The organism is Paraburkholderia elongata (assembly GCF_013177735.1).
Taxonomy (GTDB): domain Bacteria; phylum Pseudomonadota; class Gammaproteobacteria; order Burkholderiales; family Burkholderiaceae; genus Paraburkholderia; species Paraburkholderia elongata.
In genome coordinates this window covers 1-10,421 of the sequence record NZ_WOEZ01000336.1, presented here as the reverse complement: position 1 = coordinate 10,421, position 10,421 = coordinate 1, and the positions used below count along the sequence as shown (strand labels likewise).

Here is a 10,421-nt window from a genome sequence, read left to right as displayed (position 1 = left end):
AGCCGACCTCGCGCTACCCATGCATTTCATTCGCCATTCGAGGTCTTCGAACGTATGCTCGCAACCGCTTCGATACACTCAGCTTCCATTCATTAGCCCCCTGTTGCGCTTCACTTTTGAAACCGCCTTCCCTCTCTCCCTGACGAGACCATCCAGTCGCGCGTTGCCCGACATCACGTGCTCTCGGGCAACCGGATTGAGACTGACACCTTTCTTGACCTGTTCGACAGTATGCCGTTTGCGCTTGAGCAAATCGTGCCGCCAGCCCTGAGGCGGCTTGCTGTTCGTCTGGACGACGAGCCGGCTGCGGCGCTGCAACGGCTTTTGGAACGTAACACCCTGCGGCCGCTTTTCGAGCCTTTTTTGGGCGACGCACCGCAACCAGCGTTGGCAGACGTTGGAGCAATGGTGAGCCGATTGCCTCGGCGTGTTGTGGGACTTCACGGTGAGGCTCATTTATGCACGGCCTGCGTGGAAGAGGACTTACGTACGCTTGGGATGGCGTACTGGCACCGTGCGCATCACGTGCCGGGCGTCAGTGCGTGTTGGCGGCATGGTGCAAACCTGCTGTCGAGCTGCCCGCATTGCCACCGGCCGTTCCAGTTTCACAATCGACTGCTACGGCAACCTTGGCAGGCTTGCCGCTGCGGCTGGCGGGTGACAGGCGCCGGAGATGCCGCCACCGCGGGCTCACCGACTATGCTTCACTACGCGCGTTTTGCTCACGATCTGCTCAACCGCCCCTTGGGCCGGCTGGAGCCCTTTCGCTTGCGTGCGGCGTACCAGAATCGCATTCGCGAATTAGGTTTCGCATGGGGATCAAAGGTACAAGCGAAAGCGTTCCAGAACCACCTGATCAAAGAATTGGGTGATGCGTTTCTCGCTGCGGTGGATCCGGCGTTCGCCGCGAAGAGGATGAGTTTCTGGATCCGCTTTACACCTAGCAACAGCATGGTGTGCGATATGCCGATTATGCGGCACCTGCTGCTGGCGATGTATCTGTTTGGCACTCGGGACGAGTTCGCCTCGAGCCTGCTGCGCGTGACTCCGGAGGAGACGCCGGTCTGTCGCACAAAGACGGGTGACGCCGACTCGGTACGTCCCATGAAGTCGGTGCGTTCAACACCGAGTGCAACGCACCGACGCCGGATACGAGACGAACTTGTCAGAAACCCGGAAACGACGATCGAGGACCTGTGGCGCAAGGCGTATCGCGTCACCTCGTGGCTTTACGATCATGACCGGGCGTGGTTGCTGGAAACGCTCTCAGTGCCGGCAGCGGGGACAGCTATCGGTACGTCGGCAGCGATCATCGTGTCACCGGACGACGAGCGTTTCGCCGCCCATGTTGACACGACCGCCGCTGCGCTGCTCGCCAAGCCCGGCAAGCCGCAGCAGGTGACGAAGGAGCGCTTGCTCGCGGCGCTCCCGGTGCGCATCGCCGACACTCTCCGGTACCGCGAACGATATCCGAACACGCTCATGCGGGTTACGGAAAACCGGGAGTCGACGTGGCATTTCCGGGCGCGGCGCGTGTGGTGGGCGTATGCGGTGCTGAGTGCACGGGGAGACACGCTACTGGCGAGAGAAGCCGCGATTTTGTCGGGCGTTGGTTATAACGCCGTCCAGGCTATCGTCGAGCATTGTGGGTGGGAGCCTCTGTTGCAACGTGCGGCACAGTTCGACGTCGTGGGAAAGCTGGCCGAACTGGGAATTGCACGAAAATGGGACGGTCCGCCGGCGTGGCTGGGTCGCGCCATCGGTGGGCGCGCGTACCAACGGCGAACTTGAGGCGGATCGGGAATAATCAAGCTCGACGGCAGGTGGCATTTGCCTCTCCACGGCAGTCCCGAACGCACGGGCAACGGATGCGCATAAGAGATCGCGGTCGGCGGGTACGGAGCGATGGTCATCGTTAATGCCGCTGAACGATCGATCGTGGGTCCTGGCAACAGGCGGGAATCGGCCAAGAGCTGCCGGTGGCGCGACCCTGCGAGTGCGCATTCGAACGTCGGCGTGGCCCCAACTTCGGCCATTGGCCGGCGTGAGCAGTGTTTGATCACGCGACAGCCGCGTTCTTTAAGATCCGGCTGTCCTATGCGTTAAGGCATGTTCGACCAGTAGCGATTGTGCTTCTTCAGACTATCGGGACCGGTAGCAGCTGGAGATTGAACTCATTGTGTAAGCCACAAACCAAGTGACTTACCGGTAGCACGATATGGTCAACGTGATAGATCGTACCCATCAGCGCGGTTAGCCGCCGTGCCTTGTGACGCCGAACATTCGAATGTCAATATCCGAGACAAGGCTGTCGATCGTGAAACCCGTCAGCACGACGAGGATTGCTCTACAGGTGTGCTCGGCGGAATTTCACCAGCCAAATCTGCCGCTCATCTGGGCATGCACGCCCGTCCAAGATAATGCCTCCCATTACTGCCGTGGCATGCCAATCGTCGTGTTGGCCTGACGAACAATGTCTCCAGCCATATCCAAGTATCTTATATGAGCAGATAGTGCGTTCTCCAGCGCGCGATAGTCATTAACCAGTCGATCATGTTCCTGAACCGGGTCCAACACGCGTCTCTCGTCAACCCATGTCTGCCTTACATTTTGGGATGCCATATTTTCAGCCAAAAGCGAAATGACCGTGTCATCACGCCATTTTCTTGCATCCGGACTATCACTTCTTAGAAGCTCCTTTATCTCGCCTTCCCGATAAATGGTGTTTATAATCTGCAGAAGATTAAATAATGACAGTGCCGCCCCTCCTGGGGCATCCATCAGTTCTTCTGGAAACAGCACTCCTGGTTTGTCAGTCATTTTTCCAACCAGTTTTTCTATTCCGGCATCGGTTAATTGTTCTAATGTTCGATCCCCTAAATCCCCAAACAAATCTTTCCCCACCGAGCCCAACGTTAGAGTCGCGTCTTCCCCAAGTTCGAGAGTAACTCGTTCCTTGGCATGGGTAAGCCGCTTGTACTGGTCACCAAAACGTCCTATCAGTTCCCGAAGGTTATCTTGATTTCTTATTGCCGCGTCTTTATCCGCAAATGACTTGAGTCCATCGAAGTTCCGGTCGAGTGGCGGAAAAAACGGATCGGTCGGTAAATTGTCAGTGAATGGGTGTCGTTCTGCGATTAAAAACATTTTTGCTAAGGCGCGGTTTGCTTCTGTGGGCGCGACTCCCTCCGTGCGAAGGCGTTCCGTTACCTCTCGCTCAAGTTTTGCACGTGCTTCTTCACGTGATTCATGTGGGCCTCTAACTAAGTCTACAGAATCATCTTTTGTGCAGCGCGCAGCCTTTTCGACCTGGTAGTCTGTTGCTGTGGCTCTGGGCCATGCCTCTCCCTGCCCAGTATTATCGCTATATTGATTATCAGGGGAATGCCCGCGTGCGACTGATTCCACAGCAGAATTTGTCACGCGATCGCCCCGCGTCGTTTGATGCACATTTTTATCAGAATCTCGTTGCGACGAGCGCTCTTTAGTGTCTTGTTTCGTGTGGCCGCCTAAATCACTCATCTCTATCTTCCTTTAGTATCCAAAAGTTCGCCTATTATTTGCTTATGTACTTCGACGAATTTACTAGCTAGCATGTGTTGCGCATAACAGAGGCGAATGCGCGTTGCTTCTTCTGTATTCTGCAGTCTTCGCTCAAGGAGTTCATTAGAAGCCTCGTCCAATATTTCCCACGTAGCCTTCCGCTGTGCCTTCGGAGGCTCTTCAGTGGGCGCTTTCGGCGCCGCTGCTATGCGGCCGGTTGTTCGAACATCCGTCACATACGCCCTGTTAAAAACGCCTTCCAAATCCTCGTTTTTTCTCCCTTCAATAAAATCGTCGACGGCATTTCGATATAAACACGTATGATTGGCACAGATCTCCCAGCAGCGGGGAAATGGTTCAATCGCACGTTCGCTCAGTTCGTATATCAATGCGCGGAAAGACGCCAATGGTGACGCGGGATCCTGTCCGTCGATCTGACTGAGCAACACTTCGCTTAACATCCGTTCGACTTCTGCAGCCTCGGAGTATGACCACCCGCCTTGGCTGGCACGTCGATAGGCATACCACTTTGATGCCTGCGTTAGCGCTGATCGAAGTACTGCCGCACTATCTATATCGGACCGACTAAATGCTTGTTGTCGATATTTTAGGTCTGCCCAAAGCCGTTCAATTGACTCGTCGCATTTGATCATTGACGTAACGAGGCGTACGAGGTCGCGCCGAAAATTGGGATCGGCACATAGACTCCGGCCGGCGTCATGAGCGATGCTAGCGGCAATGTCTAACGGCGAGAGTCTCGCAACATGCTGTTTTAAGCGCTGCCTAAGCGTTTCGCCGATGTCTTCGCGCCACTCTTTTTCTTTCTGAGCTAACATGTGTAGGCGGACATCCTCGTCAGTCGGTCCAATTATGTGCTCGTCATTAGATCCGGGCAAACGCTCATCATTTGACGGCGGCGCTACTCGGACCATTATCGGTGTATCGTCTCCCTCACTAAAAACAACTGCCTGACCGAGCGTCAATGTGGCAAGCGCGCGCGTTTGCCGCTCATCCATTGCTGTGGCACCAGCGAGCACCTCGCGGTCGTCGGCTGCCACTACTCTGTGAATGATCTTCAGATTCGTGTTTTTAATGACCTCCGGTGCAAGTTTCATTGGTATCTGGTCAGCTACAATTACGCCCTGCCCGTACGCGCGAATCTCAGATATGAGATTTGCAAACGTTTCGACAGCTTTACCGCGAGGGTCGGCCTCCCATTGGCTCTTCCGCGTTCCGACATTCGTTAATATCCGATGAGCCTCCTCTATCACCAGAAGGTGACGTAAAGAACGGACTTCATGGCTTGCTCGCCGATACTCGTAAAGGCGAGCAAGCAAGAGCGCGATAGCAAACGCCTTATCATCGTCATCGCCCATCGCTTGCAACTCGACAACAGTGGGATACTCCATGAGGAAGTTCATTGGCATCGAATTCTGTACATCGAGCATGCATCCCTTCCCGCCGGCTCGCAGCCCATCGATTCGCGTATGAAGTGCTGCCCGGATGTTGTCGGAAATCTCGGCGGGATGGCCAAGTTCCTTAACGACTTCATCTACCTTTGCCGCTAGCTCCGAAAGGGTTGGAAATGCGTCCCCGACTCGCGAATTCTTGTCCAAGCGAGAGTTACTATTGGTCGTAATGTCCCAGCCGCGATCTCTGTAAATCCGGTGAAGACATTGTTCTAGGACTTGCGGTAACGGTGTCCACATCCCAAAACTTGCGCCGAACACGGATCGTAGGAGGTCAATATGAACGCCTACCGAAACGCTCGGCCAACCGATCACCTCGAATGGATTTAGTCGGAATGGTGATATCTGTTCGTCTCCGAGTGTAAAGACCCGTATTGCCGCCTTGAGGCTGGGTTCGTCCATCAGGGACCGATATTCTGCCTTCGCGGGTTCTATGACCAAGAACGGGACCTCGAGCGCAGGGGTCTGTTTGAGCAAACTGAGAATAGTGTGAGTCTTTCCGGATCCCGTGACACCTGCGACAAAAGCGTGTTGTGTCAAGGCACTTGTCGTAATTCGATACGGCTGACTTGTGTCACGCCCAAAATGGGTGATCGTACCGATATCTAATGATCGCCCATCCTTGACTGGTTGCGGCACGGTATCAAACGCCGCCACTCCGTGTACGCTGAATCCCGGGCTTTCTAGTTGAGGCAAATGAATGTATGCCGCCAACTGTGACGACGTAAGTAAGCTCAGGTGTTGGAACAAATGTCTGAAATCGCCCGGCCCCTTAGAGCCCTCTGTATCGGACAAAGCCCAAGTCTCAGCCAAATTACTGACGTCATTGCAATCCCAAACACGTATTGGCTCGGGTAGTGACTTCTCACCCGAAAAGATGCCTCGCCACAAGCTAGACAGGCGATAGTAGCTCTTGCCGTCACCTAAAAGGTAGATAGCAGTACGCCACATACCGGTTCCCAAGCCGGCCGTACAGGCGTGCAGGCCAGCTTTGAGTTGCTCAATGTAATACTCCGCAAGTGGGCTGGGTGCCTTTTCCGCTTGTGCAGACGCTTGGACGCTCCTTATTTCTTCAATAAATTTATTCCGTTCGCGGTTTGTCGAGCTCTCTTGCAGCGGTTCGGCCAAGACGAGGCATGCCCAACTGTCGCCCGTAAGCGCTCGGATTAGTCGGTCAAGCGGAAAGGCTCCGTCAGCCGAATCTGGCGGATGTACGGTTGGAACTCCAAGGGCTAACCCAGCGAGAGCGTACTTTGGAAGAGGTTCTGCTGCAGCCGCAAGTTCTACGGCCGGGTAGGCGCCGCTTAACGCAGTGCGCAATATTTCCTTTCTCTCATCAAGCCCGGGCCCGGAAGCTTTCTCACGCCGCACGTTGACCCACGTGCCTAAATGGATCGAGACGCCCTTTGACTCACCGCGAACAAGGAAAGCCACTGGAATCTTAGTGCCGTATAGTCCAACTAGTAGGTCTTCGGTGGGTAGACGAGTTTGTCGCGCTCCGCTCGGTGAATCTCGCTTGTCAATACGACCGATGGACTGAATACGCCATAGGCAGCGTAGCTGTGGCGGCCCCGCCATACATGCAAAGGTCGATAAATCGACGCAATCTCGCTGTAGATAATCGATATGGAAATTAGAGAACGACATATTTCGCCTCAACGTTTTTTAAAAACATAAAAAGCGAATATAGTCAACGCCAATAACAAAATTTTAAAGAATGGACTACGAATCACTTTGGCTAGAAAACGCCCAACGTTTTCAGCGGGGATGGGTGGCGCCAGTGATCCTTCTACCTTGACGATAGAGTGTGTACTCTTGTTATAGACTCGGTCGGTCCACGTAGTTCCATAGTATGGACGGCCGCTCGTTATCTCGACTTCATCTCCTGGATCGAGCAACCCCAAAATCGATTCACCGCGCAGTTCCACCGGCGCACGCTGGGCGACATTCCCATTCTTGTCGAAAGATACGACCACAAATCTCCAAATTTGGATGCTTTTTCTTTTGGCGTATGGGTTTCCTGCGATCGACCACTGTTTTTTTTCTTCGGTTCCTCTATTAATTTCTCGCACCCTTCCCACTATCCTAATCCTAGCGTCAGCGCTCATGAGAAATCCCCTTCTTGTCACAATTGTTCGCGTGCCCAGAACGGACTAGACTCCGACTGCTTGGGCTATCTCCTTGCGGAGACGCAAGCAAGTTTTCAGTTCATCAGTCGTCTGGCACTACTCTAGATATATAAGGACTGGGGCACGATGAGGCGACCAATAAAAAACAGCGAGTTCCCTCGGAACCGTTGGGCGCGCAGCGATGTGCAATACCTTACGCATCTGCGTTTCAAGCCATGTCAATAAAATAGGAAACCCTCGTGCCTTCTGCAACCGCTGAGTGGATGGGCCTGAAAGTCCCGTCAGTACCTTTCGCTCATTTAATTTATATAGGATATTTGAAATTATATTGAAAGTTACTTGTAAATATCGATACGCGGTGGCTGACCTCGACCGAATGGATTCTCAATCAGCAGGCGCATCCTGATCGTCAGGTAGGCGCATTCGGGCTATCACGGCGTCAGGAGAACGCGTCGGCGACTTGCCTCGCTGGGCGGAGCGCTGCAAGTGATTCGGGTGGCTCCCATCCAGTCCGCGCAAACGCTTGCCTTCTTCTGGCCGATTACTTGGCGCGGTCTGCGAGAAGACGGACGTCCGAAGAACCCCTGGAAGCCGCCATTCAGATCGCCCACGCTGCAACGTCTGGAGTGGGTCGACATGGGTCTGCCGCATCAAGGCAGTACCCGGCCAGGAACAGACGACCAAGCTGGTTTCCCGACAACCAGCCCCATACTTTGCCCGGGTACACTCATGCCTCTGCCACACGCGCCGCAATAGCATGGACAGTCTGTCGAATAGAGTTATGAAGAAACCATACCCATCCACGTCGAAGGCGGCCAAATGATCGACCACGTTTACATCTCAGTCACCGACATCGACAAGTCACTAGCCTTCTACTCTGAAACCTTGAAGCCACTCGGCTGGAGCGTATTCGGTAACTACGACTCCGCTTCGGGCCCCGACGGCGTCCCTGATCTTTACGGCATCGGTGACGACGTGTACGGCAAGGGAAAGGCGGTTGGATCAAGCATCTGGCTACGTCAACGCAAGCCCGGCGAGACCGGGCTGTACCTCGGCATCGTCTGCGACACCAACGAACTGGTCGACGCCGCCTACGCAGCTGCAATCAAAGCCGGCGGCATCGACGAGGGGAAACCAGCAGATCGTACCTACTTCGCCCCCGGCTATTACGCCGCCAACGTCTCCGACTTCGACGGCAACCGTCTTGAGTTCGTGCACAAAGCGTGGAACCCCAAGCGACACTAAAAGCAATCCTCTTGATACAAGTGTGCCGTCGCTATTCGTACAAGCTTTGGACAATCCTGCATCGAATAAATGGCTGCTTTGCGGAAGTGCGATTGACCGAAACGGGTCGGTTACGGAAGCTCGCAATCGGACCGGGTTCGGCCATCTACGGTCGTTTGTACGCGCATCGATGAAGATGTTGGGGCGTCGCATATACTTAAATATCGGCCATTCGCGCGTCGCTTGTGTGAGTTATATCGTCGGCCACGCCGGCGGATCGCCAGCCGGCTGCCAGGGTCCGTCGCGGTTGTCTGCGGTATTGGTCGGCGAGTAGTCCGCAAGATATAACACATCGACGTCGCACAAAGGCGGGACGCGTCAGCTGGGCGTTCGGTTCGGTTTATTCCATACGATCGTCGGCCCGCCTGAATAAGGTGCGACACCGAAAATCATTGGTTCTGTTTCAATTAGGAGCGGGGGAATCCAAATGTCTCGCATTGAACTACCTGCAGTTTCCTCGCTTTCGGAAGACCAGAAGCAGCAATATGACCGTTTCCCCGCGAACGTGACGCTCGCATTGCTGCGCACGACTGGCTCTGCGTCTGGTTACCTTTCGCTCGGCGGATCGTTCCCGCGTGGCGCGATAGGCAACAAGGACCGCGAGATGATCATCCTGCGGGTGGGCGCGCTCAGCCGCAGCCCATACGAGCGGATGCAGCACCTGCCACTTGCACGGCAGGCCGGCTGGCGTGATGCCGAGATCGCGGCGATCGAAGCGGGACACAGTTCGGACGCACGGTCCCAGGCGATTCTGCGATTCGTCGACGAGTGCGTGCGCGACATCAAGGTTGGAGCACAGACCTTTGCCGACGTCCGCGCGTTTTTCTCTGAGACTCAGATGGCCGAGCTGACGCTCCTGATCGGCCACTACATGATGACGGCTCGTTTCCTCGAAACCCTCGAAGTGCCGCTCGACGACGCGGCGACGTCGTGGGACAAGATATAGGTTTCGTGTTCGCGTAGCTCTGGCGATGGCCGTTCGCCCCTGGAAGCTGCCATTAACGTGGCGAAGAATCCATGGCTGGACTGGGTCGCATTGGGACGGTCGAGATGGAGCTGACATACCGGGTTTAATACCAAGACATCGCCGACAGCTTCCGAGGAACGTGTAGACACTTCCGAGCCGTCACCACCGTGTGGAGCGTCGGATGAACGAGCCGCTCATGCCATGACAAAACCGAGCGCACTGTGCCGCTCAGTCGGTCGAAGCGCCAAAGCAGCGGCCGCAGGAACGCACCTTGCCCAGTCGCAGGCGCCCGGCACTCACTGTCACCTCACCACCGCAGTCGCACCGGCAAACCCACAAACCATCGCCAGCGTACCGATCGGTCGTCAACTGGCCGAACACCTCACCGCCCCGCAGCGCAGGGGAACCCGCTCGGGATCGCCACACACGACGCTGCTCACGGCAGCCGCAATCCCGCGTTCGGCCGCCCTCTACCGCCTCCAGTTCGGCAGTCACGTGGCCGCCGCACCGGCACCTCCAGAGCCACACGTCGGCGCCGCGATATTGAAGCGCGACAAGATCGCCGAAGGTGTGACCCGCGACGTCGCGACTCGGCGGAAAGGGCCATTCAGGCGGCAAGGTGGGACGGATACGCTGGTTCACGAAAGGTAAATGGGATTCGGCATCCTACTGTCAAGCGTAACCGCGCAGCCCGCCTTCGATTCGTAGGGCGCGCGGCTCGGCAAAGAGGGGGCGGGTCAGCGCGGACCGATGTGGTCGGTGAGTCGCCGCCCCGTTACGGGGAGCGCGTGCGCATTTTGACAGCTCGCGCACACCGCGAATGATAGTTCGTGAACATCCTCTTGGGTGAGTGATGAACTGCTGAGACGGCGCCATGAACATTGGCCCCAACGGACACGTGTCGGCCAAGAAGCGTCATTCGTCCGTCGAGTCGCCCGGACATTCGGACGGCAGGTCCGCCCCCAGCAAACGGCCATTCGATTGCCGAAAGTGAAAGCAGCTTGTACACCGAGCGCCAGGGCGAAACAT

Annotated in this window: 7 protein-coding genes and 1 pseudogene; 5 read left to right on the top strand and 3 right to left on the bottom strand. The window is 55.8% G+C overall.

What is annotated here, in order from left to right; translation table 11 throughout:
* Window positions 1-177: 177 nt before the first annotated feature.
* Window positions 178-507 (top strand): annotated as a pseudogene (locus GNZ13_RS53380) (TniQ family protein); the annotation flags it as partial.
* A 192-nt stretch (window positions 508-699) separates the two neighbouring features.
* Window positions 700-1,791: a TnsD family Tn7-like transposition protein gene (locus tag GNZ13_RS50970; RefSeq protein WP_236002576.1), complete on the top strand. Its 1,092-nt coding sequence runs from the start codon at window positions 700-702 to the stop codon at window positions 1,789-1,791.
* A 639-nt stretch (window positions 1,792-2,430) separates the two neighbouring features.
* On the opposite strand, the gene GNZ13_RS50965 is transcribed toward GNZ13_RS50970, so the two are convergent.
* The 3 genes from GNZ13_RS50965 to GNZ13_RS50955 form a co-directional block, all read right to left on the bottom strand.
* Window positions 2,431-3,522 (bottom strand): hypothetical protein, encoded by a 1,092-nt coding sequence (locus GNZ13_RS50965; protein ID WP_172179031.1) that lies wholly within the window; start codon window positions 3,520-3,522, stop codon window positions 2,431-2,433.
* A gap of 2 nt (window positions 3,523-3,524) precedes the next feature.
* On the bottom strand, window positions 3,525-6,140 hold the full coding sequence (locus tag GNZ13_RS50960; protein WP_172179030.1) for an ATP-binding protein: 2,616 nt from the start codon (window positions 6,138-6,140) through the stop codon (window positions 3,525-3,527).
* Window positions 6,141-6,667: 527 nt separating this feature from the next.
* Window positions 6,668-7,120 carry a hypothetical protein gene (locus GNZ13_RS50955; protein WP_172179029.1) on the bottom strand — a complete coding sequence of 151 codons (453 nt, stop codon included), beginning with the start codon at window positions 7,118-7,120 and terminating at the stop codon, window positions 6,668-6,670.
* A gap of 840 nt (window positions 7,121-7,960) precedes the next feature.
* Here GNZ13_RS50955 and GNZ13_RS50950 point away from each other — a divergent pair.
* The 3 genes from GNZ13_RS50950 (at window position 7,961) to GNZ13_RS50940 (ending at window position 10,043) form a co-directional block, all read left to right on the top strand.
* On the top strand, window positions 7,961-8,386 hold the full coding sequence (locus tag GNZ13_RS50950) for a VOC family protein (RefSeq protein WP_154567982.1): 426 nt from the start codon (window positions 7,961-7,963) through the stop codon (window positions 8,384-8,386).
* 466 nt (window positions 8,387-8,852) lie between these two features.
* Complete coding sequence (locus GNZ13_RS50945; RefSeq protein WP_172179028.1) at window positions 8,853-9,371, top strand: carboxymuconolactone decarboxylase family protein; 519 nt, start codon at window positions 8,853-8,855, stop codon at window positions 9,369-9,371.
* Between the two features lie 222 nt (window positions 9,372-9,593).
* Window positions 9,594-10,043: a hypothetical protein gene (locus GNZ13_RS50940; RefSeq protein ID WP_172179027.1), complete on the top strand. Its 450-nt coding sequence runs from the start codon at window positions 9,594-9,596 to the stop codon at window positions 10,041-10,043.
* Window positions 10,044-10,421: the final 378 nt, after the last annotated feature.

What these genes read in the sequence shown, in the direction of transcription:
- GNZ13_RS50970 (WP_236002576.1), top strand. Translation starts at nt 700, where the DNA reads ATGCTTCACTACGCGCGTTTTGCTCACGATCTGCTCAACCGCCCCTTG.
- GNZ13_RS50940 (WP_172179027.1), top strand. Translation starts at nt 9,594, where the DNA reads ATGACAAAACCGAGCGCACTGTGCCGCTCAGTCGGTCGAAGCGCCAAA.
- GNZ13_RS50950 (WP_154567982.1), top strand. Translation starts at nt 7,961, where the DNA reads ATGATCGACCACGTTTACATCTCAGTCACCGACATCGACAAGTCACTA.
- GNZ13_RS50955 (WP_172179029.1), bottom strand. Translation starts at nt 7,120, where the DNA reads ATGAGCGCTGACGCTAGGATTAGGATAGTGGGAAGGGTGCGAGAAATT.
- GNZ13_RS50965 (WP_172179031.1), bottom strand. Translation starts at nt 3,522, where the DNA reads ATGAGTGATTTAGGCGGCCACACGAAACAAGACACTAAAGAGCGCTCG.
- GNZ13_RS50945 (WP_172179028.1), top strand. Translation starts at nt 8,853, where the DNA reads ATGTCTCGCATTGAACTACCTGCAGTTTCCTCGCTTTCGGAAGACCAG.